Genomic DNA, 17,259 nt, shown 5'->3' on the forward strand with positions numbered 1-17,259 from the left:
AGTTTACTAAAAATTCAGCAAAAAATGCTGTTTTAGGTTGTTAAATACTAATGGTATGTTAAATCTAAAAAAAACACCAAAGTCCATTTTTGCTATTTGTGACGACACTTGTTTCTTCAATAAGTGCAGTAATTGTATCTTTGAAGCACAAATCTATTATCTAATGATCACACCTATTACCGGTTTTTCTAAATTGAAGAAAGAAGAAAAAATTGACTGGTTGCTAAAAACATACCTACAGGATTCCGAGAATTCCAAAAAAATTCTAAAACAGTACTGGAATGAAGATGATGCAGTGCAACAACTGCATGAAGAATTTACGGAAAACACCCTGAGTAATTTTTATTTACCCTTCGGCATAGCCCCTAATTTTTTAATTAACGGGAAACTAATGGCAATTCCCATGACCACCGAAGAGAGCTCTGTAATTGCCGCCGCTAGTAAAGCCGCAAAATTCTGGCAAACTCGAGGTGGGTTTAAGGTGGAGGTTCTAAATACTACAAAAAACGGTCAAGTTCATTTTGTATTTAATGGAGATAAAGATAAATTAAAGAATTTCTTTAATGCCTCTAAAGAGTCTCTTATAGATTCTGTTAGTATTATTACAAAGAACATGCGTAAGCGTGGAGGTGGCGTTTTAGATATAGAACTGTTAGACAAGACCGAGTTGCTAGAGGGTTATTACCAGTTGCATTGCACTTTTGAAACTAAGGATTCTATGGGCGCTAATTTTATAAACTCCTGTTTAGAAAAATTTGCTGATACTTTAAAAGAAGAAGCTGTGAGTTTTCAGGATTTTAATACTGAAGAAAAACACTTGGAAGTGATCATGAGTATACTTTCCAATTATGTACCAGAATGTTTAGTTAGAGTTGAGGTTTCTTGTCCAGTTTCAGAATTATATGATGATAATAGCATAACTAATGAAGCATTTGCCGAAAAATTCGTAACAGCCATTAAGATCGCTGAAGTTGAACCCTATCGCGCGGTTACTCACAATAAAGGGATCATGAATGGAATAGATGCAGTGGTATTAGCCACAGGTAATGATTTTAGAGCAGTAGAAGCAGGAATTCATGCCTATGCTTGCAAAGACGGGTCTTATACTAGCTTAACGCATGCCAGTGTAGAAAATGGAGAATTTAAATTCTGGATGGAGATCCCATTAGCTCTAGGAACAGTAGGCGGACTTACAAATCTTCACCCACTTGTAAAAGTAGCATTAGAAATTCTTCAAAAGCCTTCTGCCAGAGAATTAATGGAGATCGTAGCCGTAGCAGGTTTGGCTCAAAATTTTGCCGCTGTGAAGTCTTTAGTAACAAATGGGATACAACAAGGACATATGAAAATGCATTTAATGAATATTCTAAATTCTCAGAAGGCAACTCCAACTGAAAAGCAGGAGCTTATCCAATATTTCACAAAACACACGGTTACCCACAGCACCGTTGCAGAACAATTAGAACGAATCAGAAATTAAGCTTTTGCATTTATGACTACTTTTAGAAGTAACGGGAAACTATTGATCACCGGAGAATATGTTGTTTTAGATGGAGCTGTTTCATTAGCGCTACCCACTAAATACGGCCAGAGTTTAAATGTTGAAAAGACACACAAGAGTGGAATACAATGGACTGCTTATGATAATGAGAATAAAATTTGGCTTAAGGTTTTTTTTAAAATTGATGAGTTATTCTTAAAACCCGCTGTTTCATCTTTATCAACTATTTCAGAAGAAGCCTCTCTCTTAAAAATATTACAAGCTGCACATTCATTAAACCTAAAACTGCTCCAGGAATCAGAGGGATTTAATATAACTACCAATCTAGATTTTCCGAAGATTTGGGGACTCGGCACCTCTTCAACATTGATAAATAATATAGCTCAGTGGTTTAATATAGATGCGTATAAATTGCTGGAGTTAACCTTCGGAGGTAGCGGATATGATATTGCCGCTGCACAACACAATAATGCCATTACGTATGAGCTATCCAGTGAGAAAAGCAATGTTTTGAATGTAGAGTTCGATCCTATTTTCAAAGAGGAGTTGTTTTTTGTGCATCTCAACCAGAAACAGAACAGTAGAGACTCTATCCAACATTATAGAGATCAGTCTAAGGCTGAATTACAAAACAATATCTCCAAGATATCTGGATTAACCAGCCAGTTTCTTACTTGCGAATCATTAAAAGAATTTGAACTATTAATAGAAATTCACGAAACCATTATTTCTAAAATAATAAATACTCCAAAAGTAAAGTCAGAGCTTTTTCAAGATTTTGACGGAGCTATTAAAAGTCTTGGAGGATGGGGAGGAGATTTTGTATTAGCAACAGGCGCAGAGTATGCTAAAAACTATTTTAGAGAAAAGGGATATAACACCATTATTCCATTTACTGAAATGGCTTTATAAACTAGTTTGTAATTATAATATCAATTGCCTTTTTACTTTCTAAATAGTGCATCAAAATAATTTGTAGTAGCCAGATATTCTAATCTCTCCTTTTTAAGATAATTTATAACCACTTCTCTATCCCCATATTTTGGATCTAAACAATCGTTCAATTTAGAATCTGATACCGTTAGAACTATATACCAGTTTCCAGTTCGTGAAAATTGATGCTCTTCCAATAATGGAGAAATCCCCTTGGACTCAAGTCCGGCATCAATCATAATTGGGACTAAGTTTATGGTTTTAGTTTGAATTTCAACTTCATGAAAAGAAAGAAAATATTCATATCCATTAATTAAAATAGGCACGTTATGTTCAACATTTTCATGATTTAAAACATACTTAGTGTTTATAAAATTATAAAATTCATCTTCATCTTTAGGGTCCTCGAAGACATAAGAGTGTTTCCTGGGAAGTGACCTTTTGAATTTTTTAGCGACTATAAGTTTTTCCTCCTTTATATTTGGTGCAATTCTCAATGGAATACAGGAAGTGAAAAGCATTAGAGAAAGCAAGAGTAAAAGTAATTTCATATGATTCTTGGTTAATCCTTTGCATTATCATCAAACAACGCGCCATTATTTTGTAACTAAACACCAAAAAGGGGTGTTAATCACCGTTTTGTTTTATTTTGGAGATCGAAAAAAACCTTTAGTCTAGAATAGATTTACTTATAAATCCTTAGTCCTTTTTGAATAAGTTCCCCCATCGCCGGGATCACAAGCTCTCTTGGTGCCTTTCTGAAAGATCCTTCGACAGGCTCAGGATGACATAGAGCTGTCACATTGAGCTTGTCGAAATGTGTGCTTAAGGTTGAATTCTTATATAGAATAATTTTTAAACAAAAAAAGCCCTTAACAGAGTCAAGGGCATTTTTATAAATATATAATTTATTCTCTAGTAGAAACGAGCTCTGTTATCCTCGATCTCTGCATTTTCCTTTAATGCTTGGAAAACTCTAGAAACTACTGCTTGTCTTCTTTGGGAAGCTTCTCTCATTGCATAACTCTTATAAGAATCCATTTCTGGTGCTGCATTCATTGCCGTCATCTCTACCACATAAACTCCTTTATCTCCAGAAATTGGCTTACTTACCGCTCCTGGCTTTAAAGAAAATGCAGCTCCTACAACTTCTGGCTCATTTCCAGCTCCAGCTAGTGTTGGATTATTTAAGTTAATAGCACTTGCAGTTTGAACACTTACATTATTATTTTTTGCGATCTCAGCTAAGGATGCTCCATTAGCTTTTTCTTTTAAAAGATTAGCTTTTTTCTCTTTCATCAAAATAGGTGATACTGTTGCAGATGCTTCTTCTGCAGACATTACGCCTTTCTTTTTAACAGCAGTAACTTGGGCAACAACATATCCTCCCTGAACTTCAAATCTTTTAATATCTCCTGCTTTCACATCATCCTCAAAAGACCATTGTACAATTCTTCTTTGTGCACCAACTCCAGGGATATTCTCCTCTAAAACTTTCATACCTCTTACGGTTTTCACTTCGTAATTATTGGCTTTTGCTACTTCAGTAAAATCTTTATCCTTGTCCTTAGCAGCTATTTCAAACTTTGTAACTTCAGTATAAAGATTATTCAATGATTCTTCTGAAGGCTCGATCTCTCTAGCAATAGTTGCAAGTTTAACTCCGCGCTCTTCAGCAGTTTTGTCTTCAATAGAAATTACATGGTATCCAAACTCAGACTCTACAACCCCGATATCTCCTTTGTTATTATTGAACACATAGTCGTTGAAATTCTTGATCATAGAACCAGGTCTAAAAAACCCAAGATCTCCTCCTTTATCTTTTGAAGCGGCATCTGCCGAATATTTAGCCGCTAAAGCTTCAAAACTTGCTTTATCTTTTCTTAAAACTCCAGCTATACTATCTGCTAAAACCTTTGCTTCTTCTTTTGTTCTTAAAGTTTCAGCAGCAGTTGGCAAACCCTCCCAAGAGATCATGATATGACTTGCTTGTGCAGAATCTGCAATTTGAACAGCTTCTAACATTTTAGTTACTTTCCAGTATCCTCCTTCTTTGTAAGGCCCATAAGTTTCACCTTCATTCAAATTGAAAATTTGATCGGCGAAAGATCCTTTTAAATCGCTTTTGAATAAAATTCTATCTTGATATTGAATGTCTGAATTCTGATTAACAAATGCTTCCACATCAGTTGCTTCCGTAAAACTCGGTAATGTATCATTCGAATTAGAACCTGAATTAAATTCTACTCTACTATTAAGAACACCCGCAACAACAGCTTTTGCTTCAGAATCATCTTCTGAAGATGCTTCTTCAGGGAAATACACAAATTGAATATCTCTGCTTTTCTCTACTTGAAATCTTTCTGAATGCTTCTTAACATAGTCTTTAATTTCATCTTTAGAAACACTCACTTCAGAATCTGCAATGCTAGAATACGGTAATTGTATAAATTTAAGATCGATATTATCGTTCTCCATTCTATAGGCTTGCTCCCCTTCTAATAAGGTAGCGCCAATTCCAGCTCTTACCATATTATAGTAGATATTCTCTTTTGCGTTCTCTGCAATAGAATTCTCGTAAGCAACCCATTGCTCATATGCTTGAGGAGAAGTAGCTTTTAAATTAGCTACATATTCCTGCAATTTGTTTTCATCGAACATCCCTACCTCGTTCACGAAGTTTGGATTTTGAGCCAATTGAAGACGAAGCAGTTGTCTAACCTGAGCTTCTCCAACATTAATTCCAAGCTTTTCAAACTCTTCTTGCAAAACAACTTCACGAAGTTTTAGATCCCAAACCTGACTTACAACCTGAGATGTAGTTGCATTAGGCCCCATGTTTTGCTGGTAAGCGTCTACCTGTCTGGCAAAATCTTCCCTACTTATATCTTCTCCATTAACGGTTGCAACCACATTTTGTGATTTCTGTGAGCTTAAGCCTCCATTACGAATCACATCGGCAAGAACGAATGAGAATAATGCCAATGCAATAATTACGATAAGGAAAACAGACCGTTGTCTAATTTTATTTAATACTGCCATTTGTAGTTGTTATTTATCTAATATAGTGGGCGAAAATAGTGTTTTTAACCTAATTATAAAACTTAATATTTGCAAAATATTAACGCAATTTATTTTTTAGATTTTGTCTTTTAGTTGAAACTCCACCAATTCAATTTTAGTGTTGGTAGCTTCAAGGATCTTAAAGTGGTAGTTATTGATCTTTACTTCTTCATCTATTTGCGGAATCTCCTCTGTGTGATTGGTAATAAAGCCACCTAGGGTTTCATAATTCTCACCTTCAGGAATATCCAATTTGTAGGTTTCATTTAGATAATCTACTTCCAATCTAGCAGAAAATTTATAATGATCTTCTCCAAGTTTTTCTTCTATAAGGATAACAGAATCATGTTCATCTTCTATTTCTCCAAATAATTCTTCTACAATATCTTCAAGTGTGATCATTCCACTGGTTCCTCCATATTCATCTATCACAACCGCAATACTTTTCCTTTTCTTGATCAAAATACTAAGTACATCCTTCACCCACATGGTTTCTGGAGCATAAACTACAGGAAGAAGAATAGATTTAAGGGTTTTAGGTTTTTTGAAGAGCTCGAAAGAGTGAATGTATCCAATGATATCATCTATCGTTTCATTATAAACAAGAATCTTAGACAAACCGGTTTCTGTGAAAATTTTCACCAGATCTTTAGGCTCCACATTCTGATCTACCGCCACGATCTCTGTCCTTGGCACCATAACCTCACGGGACTTGATATCTGAAAATTCCAAAGCATTTTGAAAGATCTGTATTTCTGAATCCACTTCGCCATCAGACTCTACGGTTTCCAGTTGCTCACTTATAAAATTCCCAAGTTCTAGTTTGCTGAAGGCTAATTGCACCTCGTCTCCTTCGGTTTTAAAGAAACGCTTCAGAATAACATCTGAGATCCAGATCACGAAGGAAGAAACAAAACTGAACAAGAAATAGAACAAATATGCAGGGATTGCAAAAATCTTTAAAAAAGAGTTTGCATAGATCTGAAAGAACACCTTCGGAAGAAATTCTGCTGTAAAAAGAATAACCAGTGTAGAAATTATAGTTTGAGTTATTAAACTAAAATCCGTAACAATAGCGGTTACAAATCCACTTTCCGATGGTAAGAGACCGAGTAGGAGCCTCATAATTAAATCTCCCATATAGAAACCATAAACTACCAATGCAATATTATTGCCGACCAACATGGTAGCAATAAACTTTGAAGGTTTTCTGGTTAATTTTTTAAGAACATTCGCAAGTATACCCGACTGCCTTTTTTCAATTTCAATAAAGATTTTATTGGAAGAAATGTATGCTATTTCCATTCCTGAGAAAAAGGCTGAAAGAATAAGACAACATACAATAATTAGAATTTCAACTTCCATAGTAATTAATGCTTGTCATTTTCTAGTTTCTGCCTAAAACGCCTTTTAAAAAAGAACATAAATATGGCAATAACTACAAAGAAAATAAAAAGATATGCGCGATTACGCTCCTCATTCCAAATCCTGAAAGCTTCGAAAAGAAAAAATGCTGCAATGAATAAATATGCATATTCAAAATATTTAAAAAACTTCATCATTCTTTTTTTCTTCTATTATTTGAATTCCCACGTTAGTACGGGAACGAAAATTAGTGAATTTTAAATCGGAATCAAAACCTTGTCCATCATTCCGGGCACCATTCGCAAACTGAATTGTATTGGGTTTATCGGTAAAGATCCATCCCGCTTTTTGATCCCAAAACAATTGTTCTGCTCTTAATTTAGTGCTGTCACTGGTAACTAAAACTACATTATCCTGAAGATCTATAAGTCCGGTTTCATCATATATGATCCCATAATCAGCAGTAACAGTACTCTTTTTTTTGTTTTCATCAAAAAATTCTACTTGTACTCCATCTGGGAACTCTCTATAGGGAAATTCCATATTTGTAAAATCCAGCATTTTCGGACTTTTAAGAGTAGCTACAACTCTTCCAGAGTCGGTGTATTTTAAATTTAATCCCACCCCAATTGCTTGCGGGTTCTCATCTGGCAAATTTAGAGCTCTAACACGGTTTAAATTACCTTCACATGAAAAAAGCATTGTCACGGTGATAGCCGTGACAATGCTTGTAATTATTTTTTTATATGTGATCATTGATTTACAATGAAGGTACTCTAACTGTTTCTCCAATCCAACATCCTATTCTCACGCTTTGACCTTCTTTTCCAGCTTGAAAAATGTCAGCTTTTTGTGGAGCTCTACCTTTATAAGCTGCAACTGTTTGGTTTGCAACACTACTTAAAGATGGGTCTACACGACCTGCTCTAGAAGCATAATCTGCAGCTAACCAATAAACAGCTCTCTTATCAAAAGTGGTTTCCCCACAGTTGTTTGCGCTTTTCGCAATCATATCTGCAATTTGTAAATATGCTCTACCTGCAGATGGCCTAGCAGCAAGTGCTTTATTGTAATAATTTCTTGCTTGTCCATAGCTACCTTTTCTCTTATAACCATCTGCCAACTTCATATATACTCTTGATTTATCTGAAGGATTTGTTTCCAATTCAGCAGACTCATTATAGTATTTCAAAGCTTGAGAAGCATTTCCTTTAGCTTCTGCTAGCTGTCCTAAATAAAGGGCAGATTTTGCAGAAGGTTCTGCTGTGTGTAATGCTTCAGATAATTTAAAGAAGATAGGGTCTTCAGTACAATCTTTAGCAGACAATCTTCCAGAGGCCACCTTTAACCAGGCTACATCTGTTTTTCTTTCAGCAAAATCTTTGTTGTATAAAGGAATCAAGTTATCACAATCTGCTCTCTGACCTAATTTACCATTTATACTACTTTTTACAGTACTATAAGCTTTAAGGTTAATTTCAGAATTACTAACAAGTACTTTTTCTTTTGCAGTTAATTCTTCTCCCGCATCTTGCTTAACTAAAAGCGGTGCAAGAAATTCTGCCATTTTATTTTCTTCTTCTTCTACTTTAGAGATCACTACATCGTAGTTTTCAAAAACATCTTCTAAGGTTCTTGTTCCTTCATCCTGAAGATCTACTAATAAAGAGAAATAAGCGTACAATGCTCTAGCACTAGTAAAACTTGCTTGGTCTGCTTTAAAAGCTGCATCAAAAGCTTCAAACTGCTCTTTTTTAGTTCCTATTCCATTATCGTACTTAAGCATTGCGATATCACCTTCCACTTCACCTGCACTTGTTTTAGCAGGGAAGTACTTTAAACGATCGTTCTTAAGATCTATCATCTTTTGAACCAAGGCGGTTTTATCCACACCTTCAGCTCTAGACATTTTATCTTTTAAAATACGATCTAAGTATTGGAAAGTTGCCAAACTATAAGTTGGGCATTTCTCTTTTACTTCCATTAAAGGAGCATATGCCTGCTCGTATCTTTGTGCTTTTGCATCATCATAAGCAAGCGCTGCTTTAGTAGCACAGTCTACGTTAGATTGAGCGTTAACTAGACCAGAGCTTAAAAGCACTCCTGATAATAGTAATATAATTTTAGTTTTCATTTTTCTTGTTTTTATAGTGGTTAATCAAATTTGCGTTGCACGAACCATTTATCATTTAAAGACAAACTTATTGAAAGTTTAAAAAAGTTCTCCTGTATTAAACCGGAATTTGTTGTACCGCGCTGTCCGTACTCAATCCCTATGTTTGCATTTGTGAAGTTTCGCCCTGCAGGTAATCCTACTCCAAAAGATATGCCAAACTCATTTATCCCCTCATTACTAAGGTTGAGACCAGTTTCTTCAAAACGCAAACCTGCGCGATAGACCACTCTACTAAAATAACTAGTTAAAGAATTATATTCTGGAATATAAAATCCTCCTAATCTATATTGGGAGGCATTGTCATATTGCACTTCTGCAAAAGAGTTTCCGGAATTAAAATTATAATCACTGGCAGATACTCTTCCGTACTCTGCCCCCATGAACCATTTGTTACTAGCACCAATTCCTGCACCAATTGTCAATTCTGATGGTAAGGAGAGGTCTCCTTGCGGAAATGTTATATCGTTCTCCTCAATCACCGATTCACTTCCGTCTGCCCTAAAAGTTACTGTAGCTAAATTGCTCATTTTCTCTGCAGTAATATCCATCTGTGGAGCATATGTAGCAACAGTATATAATTTAAGCTTTTCATTTAATTGTCTTTGGTAATCCAATCCAAAATTTAAACTAAACCCACGAAGATCCGTTCTATTGATCTGTCGAGAGCCCAATTGAACACCACTCTGAAACGTAGTAAATTTATTTTGAATATTCCCAAAATTGTAATTTACATCTACTCCAACACTCAAATTGTCGTTTACAGCATAACCTCCAGTTAAGAAAACTTTATTCATTCCACCACGACCGGTAAACCTATTTGAAGTTTGCTCATTGGTTTCCAATATTCTATACCCTACAGAAGTATATGGAATTAAACCAACTCCAAAATTCAATCTCCCAGTAGGAAGACCTATCGCCAAATAGTCTAATGAAGTTGTTCTGCTAGACTCGCTCTCATCATCCGTTTTTAACGCTGTACTTTGGTGGCTTCCCCCAACAGTGAAGGTGGTTAATTTAAGTCTACCGTAGGAACCAGGATTTCGTAAGTTTAAATGTATACTATCTGAGAACATACGAATTCCCCCCATAGACTGGTTTTCTACAGTACCTTTGAACTTGGTAAGGCCAATTCCGTAAAATGAATAAGGGGATGATGTTCCTTCTTGTGCAGCCGATGCAACCGTAGTTAATAAGGCCACGATTATTATAAATCGTTTAATCATTGAGATTTATTAAATTCTAAAATGTAATTCAACCCTTGAAGGAGGAAATTTGAGTTCGCAAAGATGCTATTTTTTAATCGTTTACACAAAAATTGTGAGTCCCCTCCTGTCAAAATTATTGTTAAATCTTTAAACTGAGAGTTATACATTGAAATTACCCCATCAATTTCCGATGTAATCCCAAAAATCACACCAGATTGCATACTTTTAATAGTGGTATTTCCAACCAGATCTACATCTTCCTCCGGTTCTAATAACGGTAAGTTCTCAGTAAACGTATTCATTGCCTGATATCGCATTTGCAAACCGGGAGAAATAGCGCCTCCCAGATACTCATTTTCGCTATTTATAATATCGAATGTAATACAGGTTCCAGCATCAATTACTAAAACGTTTTGAGAAGGATACAATTTACTGGCAGCAGAAACCAATGCAATTCTATCATTCCCTAAAGTTTTAGGAGTCGCATAGAGATTTGAGAATACCTGAGGCAGCTCGTTATCCAAAACATACATTTTATAGTCTTCCTGGAGTTTTTGCAACCACTTGGGAGGTGTTTTTGATACCGAAGAGACCAAAACATCCTTGATATCTGGAAAGCTTTGATCTAATTCTTCAAGATTTTTGAAAAAATTTTGTTTGAGTGCTGTTTTCTTTTTGATTAACACATCACCCTGAAATACAGCCATTTTCACAAGTGTATTTCCTATATCTACCACTAAATTCATAGATTAAAATTGAAAAAGCGAAGTTACAAAAGCATTTTTTTAAAATTTCCTTTGTGGGTTAATAAAAATGAAATTATATTTGCACCCGCTTGAAAGGCTTACTGCAAGTTTTAAAGCAACTGGTGCCTTAGCTCAGTTGGTAGAGCAAAGGACTGAAAATCCTTGTGTCCCTGGTTCGATTCCTGGAGGCACCACCCAAGAAACCCGTAACTATGTTGCGGGTTTTTTTGTTTTTATTCTTCTCAGCTCGCATTATTATTGAGTTTATGACATTGATAACTTAGCATTATCTGCCCTTACATTTTCGATTAAAATCAGTGCTGCTTCGTAATATACTCGAGTTTCCTTCGCAAGTATTACCAATTAAGACTTTCCAGAGATTCGCTATTTTTCTGAAAACTAAACCTGATGAAAAACTGAGAGCTGGGTAACATTAAACTTTATTCTCGTTAAACCATTATATTTGGTGGACTTAAAAGCTAGAAAAGTTTTGATTTATGAAAACCACTCCAAACCAAAAATTAAGCTATGAGAGAATCGTAGATGGGTTTCCTCAAAAATATAGGAATGAGTTGGTAATGTTATTGGAAACTACGGATTCTACTGAGGATTTTTTGAGGTTGAAAGTATTAGAATTACCAAATTCGGATCGATTAGGTTTCATTAACTATTTGCAAGATTTTATCAAGGATGAAGTTTATAGGATTTATTACTCAGCAAAATATGTAATTCCTCGAGCCCATATTAAAATATCCCGTAACACAAATGAAAGTCAACTTGAATTTGTGCATAGATATATAAGCCAGCGGCCTAAAAAGTATTCATATCTAGAGGACAAAGAGTTAGATTTGCTTTGTTGCAAATCAGAATCCATAAAACAGCAGATTGAGAATCCTTATACGGTAATCGATATTTCCGAACATTTCTATCCTCTTGAGCATCCTCAAATTGATTCATGGATACTCCTTAAAATTGAGGACTTTAGGAGAATCCCTCAAATATTGAATAACTTTTCGTTTGTGAGTAGTCATAATTTTTTGGTTGAAGAGACATCACTTAATTATCAATTCCCAGAGTATCTCGTTGATAATGAATTTAAGCACAATTTTGAGATTTCTGATAGAATACAGCTTGACCAATCTTTTGATGAGATTCTTAAAATTCACAGAAGACCTTTTCATTTTATAAAGCAGTTTTTAAATCCAAAAGATTTCACTGCCTTCATCTACAACACTTTTAATTTCAAGGGTAATCAAACTGAACTTCAGTTTTTAAATATTCCATTACGAAATAAAGTTACTATTTCCTTATTAAGAAATTATTTGTTTGACTTGTACGTGGATTTAGGGTTTGAAAAACCCAAGATTGGATTAATTCAACTGATTAACTTCAATTATGCGAGAAAAGATCTTTCAAATAAATTGAAAAACAATATTGATCAGAGTAAGGTGTTTAGAACCCATTATTTAAATATTTCAAAAAACAAAGTTAGTCTCATTCCAAAAGAGCTAGAAAAATTTGAAAAAAGAGCATCTATTTTTCCATTCAATGAATAATTGAAATACGTATAATACGCACAATACGCGATTAAGTACGTGAATATTAATCATCAGTTTTTAAAGGTTTAAATCCCATAACCTTACGTCGAATATAAAATTATATACGATGTATTTAGAAAAAAACACCTACCATTTCTCTCAAATTTGGGAGAATTTAAGACAAGAGCTTCGGGAAGACATAGATACTTCTATCAGCTCAGCGCTTCAGCAATTTAAACCTGTCAAACCTTCCTTTGAGGAGGAGGCTTTCCTCAATATTCGACAGGTCTGCTCAATCTTTAAGATTTCCAAAAGCCAAGTTTACAGTTTGAGAAGAATTCATAAGAACTTCCCTTATCATCAGATTGGCAAAGCCGTAAGGTACAAGCAATCTGAGATTCAATCATTTCTAAAAACTGTTCAAGATGGTAAATAGACTTGATTTAAAGAGTTATCTCCACGCACGAGACTTCGTTGCTCAGCTTGAAAAAGAAAACTTAGTCTTCTGGTATTATAAGAAAGGTTCGATCCATCTTAAATATTACATACTGATTCGGTTCATAAATAAGATTCTTGGAGTTTATCTGGTAGATATTTATGGCACAAAATATATGTGTGAAGTCACCAATAATAGAATTCAATTGATAGAGGGCACTGAGTTAAGCAAGTTAATTGTCAACTACGTCGAACAATATTTTCCAAATAGTTCAAATGAGTTTAATAGATATGATCTACTAGATATTATTACAGAAACTAGTAATATATCATTAGAAAAAAAAGCTTTAAGCTTTCTTCCTCAAATTACTGCTCCTACTAAGCATGATTCTAAAGATTATTGCAACTTATTTTATCAGGATCGCATCATTAGAATTACCGCATACAGTGTCCAATCTATTTGCTATGATAAATTTGATTCGATGGTTTTCGAAAGTAGTGTTCTTCCTAGATGCTACAGAAGAAAACTAAAGAGGAGCCGAGGTGAATTCAAACAGTTCGTTTGGAATATTTCTGGTAGTAAGAAGCAGCGTTACATGTCATTGATGGCTGCATTAGGATATCTAATGCATCAATATAAAGATCCTGCAAATCCCAGAATTATCGTGCTGATCGATCAAATTATTGGTGAGTTGGAAACTCACAATGGTGGAACGGGTAAAAGTCTATTGTTTGGAGCTTTAGCTCACATGAGAAATGTAGTTGAAATAAGTGGAAAAAGGAAGGGATCCGCTCGCTTCTTAATGCAAAGCGTTAATTCCTTTTCCGATATCATCTTTGTCAATGATGTTGGTAAGTACGAGTCTATTGAGAATTGGTACAATTATGCTTCAGATAAGTTTATTATTGAAAAAAAGTATAAGACTGAGATTGTGATACCCGCAGATCAATCTCCAAAAATCTGTATTACAACTAATCACATGATTAGACGTCCTGAAGGAAATAGTTCTTCAAGACGGTTAAGTGAGTATGAGGTATCCGATTATTACGGAGCTCAACGTAATCCACAAGATGAATTTGGTCATAGTTTGTTTTATGATTGGGACGAAGTTCAATGGGAACTTTTCGATGATTTCATGATTGACTGTGTTCAGCTATTTCTGCAAAACGGACTCATATCTCCTCCTAAGATTAACATTGAAAAGAGAAAGTTGCTATTGGAGGTTGGTACCGAACTTAAAGAGTTTCTAGATGAAAAGATGGCACAAGGGCAGAAAAAATTTCACAAAAAAGACACTTACGATGAATTTCGTAAAGGAGGCTTCATCAGCGGAAAATATCTTCCTATGCGGAATGCTTTTACACGAAAGGTAAAGAAGTATATGGAGTACAACCATATCTCCTACCGTGAGATCCCTTCAGACAGCAAGTTGTATGTCGAAATCATTACTGAAGATACCATTGAGAAAGAATCTGTGAAGTCGCTCAAGGATTTTGATACTGATTACAAATTAGTCGACACCGAAAATAAATTCAACCGAATGTCAAACTCCTTAAAAATCTAAAAAATGAAAAAATTATGCTTTGATTTAGAGACAACTGGTCTTGATGTACACACTTGCAGAATTCTCGGTATAGCCTTCTGCTGTATGCCATTAAAAGCTTTCTACGTGAGCTTTTCAGAGGATGAGCAGAAAACAAAAAAATATTTAGAAAGGCTTAGACCAATCTTCGAAGATGATTCAATTACTAAAATTGGTCACAACCTGAAATTCGATATGAATGTGCTGAGGTCTTATGGTATTAAAGTAAAGGGACCACTAATAGATACAATGGTAATGGACTATTTAATTCATCCAGATGATAAAAAGCATGGCCTAAAGAAATTGTCGCTTCAACATCTAAACTATCAACAATTAACATTTAATGATGTAGCAATGAATAGTAATAGAAATGAAAAAACCCTCGAGGGAGTTCATTCAAAAATAGTGACAAATTATGCTTGTGAAGATGCAGATCAAACCTTCCAGTTATATAATCATTTTAATCCATTAATAGGTAAGTACAAATTAGATACGGTTTATAAATTAGACTGCCAATTAGTTTCTGTGCTTGCTGACATGGAGTACAATGGTGTGTTGATCGATAAGAAAGAATTAAAAAAAATAGAGAAGGATGTAGAACTTAAAATTGGAGATGCTAAGCTGAGAATCGAGCAATTTACTAAAGGAACGGTCTTAATCTCTTCGCCTCCTCAGATAAGTATGTTTTTATTTGAGGAGCTTGCCCTAACTCCAATGGGTGAAAGGGGTGAAAATGGTCATTATAGTGTATCACAGAATGTTCTGCACAAGCTGGTAGGGGAACACCAAATTATAGGTGCCCTTCTGGATTACAGAGGGTCAAGTAAGGTCAAAACAACATTTATTAAGGCACTTAAAAATATAAATCCAAAGACAGGGAGATTGCATACTTCGTATAATCAAACAGTTGCTGCAACTGGACGGTTAAGTAGCTCAAAACCTAATCTTCAAAACATTCCTTCACAAACAATAGGGAAACAACTTCGAGCATGCTTTAAAACACCAAAGGGATATTCTTTAATTGGCGCAGATTATTCTAATATAGAATTGAGGGTTACGGCTCATTTAAGTCAGGATAAAAAGATGTTGAATGCATATAGAACAGATGTTGATTTGCACACTCTCACAACTAGTAAAATTTTCAACATACCATATGAAGAAGTAACTAAAGAGAAACGTGGTGTTGGAAAAACAGTAAATTTTGGTCTACTGTATGGAATGAGTGCGTTTGGTCTATCTGAAAAGCTTTCGCGTGAGGGAACTGGTTACACTATTGAGGAATGTACACAGTTCATTAATGATTTCTTTGAACTGTATGAGGGAGTAAAAAAGTTTAGTGATGATCTGATCTATAGAGCTACTACTAAGGGCTATGCTGAAACAATGATTGGTAGAAGGCGTCCACTCCCTGAGTTACAATCGAATGACACTTCAGAAAGAGAAGCAGGGAAACGTAAGGCTCTTAATACTCCGATTCAGGGAACTGCGGCAGATATTTTGAAGATTGCGATGGTCAGTATATACAATCGTCTTAAGAAGGAAGGCTTAAAATCAAAAATGCTATTACAAGTTCATGACGAGTTGCTGTTTGAAGTTCCCGATGGTGAAAAAAATATAATGAAAAAACTTATTCGTCTCGAAATGGTAAATGCTGTCCACCTCTCAATACCTCTCGAAGTGGATTTGAAAATCGGCAAGAGTTGGAAAGAAGCTCATTAATAGAAATCGTTGAAAATATTAAAAACTTAAATATTAAAATAATGTACCAATTAGATTTTATAAAATTAAAACTTAAGAAAGTTGAAAATATAAATATGGAGTTCTTGGCTCCCCACCCTACAATTAGAGATCGTTATAGATTGGATATACCTCAAAATAAATTTAAAGGAAGGAGTTATTTTGGGGAAAACATAGACATATATATCAGCAAGGACTCTTATTATCTTTCAACTAGTCTACCCTACCTACGATTCGGACATAATTTTACTGAATTTACCGCTTCCGATGTAGAACAGACTATAAGTGATCTATCTGAAATGTTGAAGGTGGATCTATTCGAATCAAAGGTGTTAATAAGAGAATTTGCTGTTCTCCGTAAAAGTAAACTACCATTTAGACAATTGGAGAGTGTAATTGCTGGAGTTAAAGGAATGACACTTCGCAAAAAATCTCCTAGTTTTTTATTGTTTGGTAAAACTGAAATCCAGTGTAAGATATATGAGGTCAAACCAAATCTATTGAAGAAAATTCATCCTTCTGTACGAAATGAATTTGGATTGGATAAGCTCAATGAAATTGTTAAGACAGAATTGAGATTCCTTAAAACATATAGCGAGAACGTGTCGGAGTATTTAAAAGTAGGGATGCTCAAGGATATTGAATTCCTAGAGGAGTTTATCAAAAAAAATATTACAATCTGTCCTTTCCGACTAGGTGGTAATAGTTTTGCGGATATACTATTAGAGGCTTTATTAAATATCGGAAGTACTTATTGTTCAGTTGATGTGGTATATAGCCAAATTCTGAAACAAATTGATTTAGCAGAGTTGACCTCAAGCCAGAAATCTGCACGAAGAAAAACATTGTTTGAAAAGCTAAATAATGTTTCATCAGAGCATGGCATTTTATTCTCAGATTTTTTTGAGCCTATGGAGGATCTCAACTCATTATCTGGGATCTTCCCAAAAGATAACTCACTAATATCTAAATCGTAA

General features: G+C 34.8%; 14 protein-coding genes and 1 tRNA gene. 8 read left to right on the plus strand and 7 right to left on the minus strand.

The annotated features are described in order from the left end of the window. The first annotated feature begins 55 nt into the window (after nt 1-55). Both H033_RS0100260 and H033_RS0100265 read left to right on the plus strand, forming a co-directional pair. Nucleotides 56-1,480 carry a hydroxymethylglutaryl-CoA reductase, degradative gene (locus tag H033_RS0100260; protein ID WP_081661784.1) on the plus strand — a complete coding sequence of 475 codons (1,425 nt, stop codon included), beginning with the start codon at nt 56-58 and terminating at the stop codon, nt 1,478-1,480. Nucleotides 1,481-1,492: 12 nt separating this feature from the next. Then, complete coding sequence (locus tag H033_RS0100265; protein WP_026836524.1) at nt 1,493-2,413, plus strand: GYDIA family GHMP kinase; 921 nt, start codon at nt 1,493-1,495, stop codon at nt 2,411-2,413. Between the two features lie 32 nt (nt 2,414-2,445). On the opposite strand, the gene H033_RS0100270 is transcribed toward H033_RS0100265, so the two are convergent. The 7 genes from H033_RS0100270 to H033_RS0100305 form a co-directional block, all read right to left on the minus strand. Then, complete coding sequence (locus H033_RS0100270; RefSeq protein ID WP_155827661.1) at nt 2,446-2,985, minus strand: hypothetical protein; 540 nt, start codon at nt 2,983-2,985, stop codon at nt 2,446-2,448. A gap of 364 nt (nt 2,986-3,349) precedes the next feature. Beyond that, nucleotides 3,350-5,476: a peptidylprolyl isomerase gene (locus tag H033_RS0100275; protein ID WP_026836526.1), complete on the minus strand. Its 2,127-nt coding sequence runs from the start codon at nt 5,474-5,476 to the stop codon at nt 3,350-3,352. Nucleotides 5,477-5,572: 96 nt separating this feature from the next. Continuing rightward, complete coding sequence (locus H033_RS0100280; RefSeq protein WP_026836527.1) at nt 5,573-6,862, minus strand: hemolysin family protein; 1,290 nt, start codon at nt 6,860-6,862, stop codon at nt 5,573-5,575. A gap of 180 nt (nt 6,863-7,042) precedes the next feature. Then, a complete protein-coding gene (gene lptC, locus H033_RS0100290) occupies nt 7,043-7,618 on the minus strand; it encodes an LPS export ABC transporter periplasmic protein LptC (RefSeq protein ID WP_026836529.1) in 576 nt (191 codons plus the stop codon). 4 nt (nt 7,619-7,622) lie between these two features. After that, nucleotides 7,623-8,996, minus strand: a complete 1,374-nt coding sequence (locus H033_RS0100295) for a tetratricopeptide repeat protein (RefSeq protein ID WP_026836530.1) — start codon at nt 8,994-8,996, stop codon at nt 7,623-7,625. 20 nt (nt 8,997-9,016) lie between these two features. After that, nucleotides 9,017-10,261: a membrane protein gene (locus H033_RS0100300; protein WP_026836531.1), complete on the minus strand. Its 1,245-nt coding sequence runs from the start codon at nt 10,259-10,261 to the stop codon at nt 9,017-9,019. After that, complete coding sequence (locus H033_RS0100305; protein ID WP_026836532.1) at nt 10,258-10,989, minus strand: type III pantothenate kinase; 732 nt, start codon at nt 10,987-10,989, stop codon at nt 10,258-10,260. Before H033_RS0100305 ends, H033_RS0100300 begins: the two co-directional genes overlap by 4 nt. A 121-nt stretch (nt 10,990-11,110) precedes the next feature. Between H033_RS0100305 and H033_RS0100310 the strand changes: the two genes are divergently transcribed. The 6 genes from H033_RS0100310 (at nt 11,111) to H033_RS0100330 (ending at nt 17,259) form a co-directional block, all read left to right on the plus strand. Further along, nucleotides 11,111-11,183: transfer RNA gene (locus H033_RS0100310), tRNA-Phe, on the plus strand. Between the two features lie 384 nt (nt 11,184-11,567). Next, nucleotides 11,568-12,545, plus strand: a complete 978-nt coding sequence (locus H033_RS0100315) for a hypothetical protein (protein WP_155827663.1) — start codon at nt 11,568-11,570, stop codon at nt 12,543-12,545. 109 nt (nt 12,546-12,654) lie between these two features. Beyond that, complete coding sequence (locus H033_RS0100320; RefSeq protein ID WP_026836534.1) at nt 12,655-12,963, plus strand: helix-turn-helix transcriptional regulator; 309 nt, start codon at nt 12,655-12,657, stop codon at nt 12,961-12,963. Beyond that, nucleotides 12,953-14,527 carry a primase-helicase family protein gene (locus tag H033_RS19245; protein ID WP_034885971.1) on the plus strand — a complete coding sequence of 525 codons (1,575 nt, stop codon included), beginning with the start codon at nt 12,953-12,955 and terminating at the stop codon, nt 14,525-14,527. Before H033_RS0100320 ends, H033_RS19245 begins: the two co-directional genes overlap by 11 nt. A 3-nt stretch (nt 14,528-14,530) precedes the next feature. After that, nucleotides 14,531-16,264, plus strand: coding sequence for a DNA polymerase (locus H033_RS19250; protein ID WP_081661786.1), 1,734 nt, complete (start codon nt 14,531-14,533; stop codon nt 16,262-16,264). 41 nt (nt 16,265-16,305) lie between these two features. Further along, complete coding sequence (locus tag H033_RS0100330) at nt 16,306-17,259, plus strand: hypothetical protein (RefSeq protein ID WP_155827665.1); 954 nt, start codon at nt 16,306-16,308, stop codon at nt 17,257-17,259.

Source organism: Gillisia sp. JM1 (assembly GCF_000424645.1).
Classification (GTDB): domain Bacteria; phylum Bacteroidota; class Bacteroidia; order Flavobacteriales; family Flavobacteriaceae; genus Gillisia.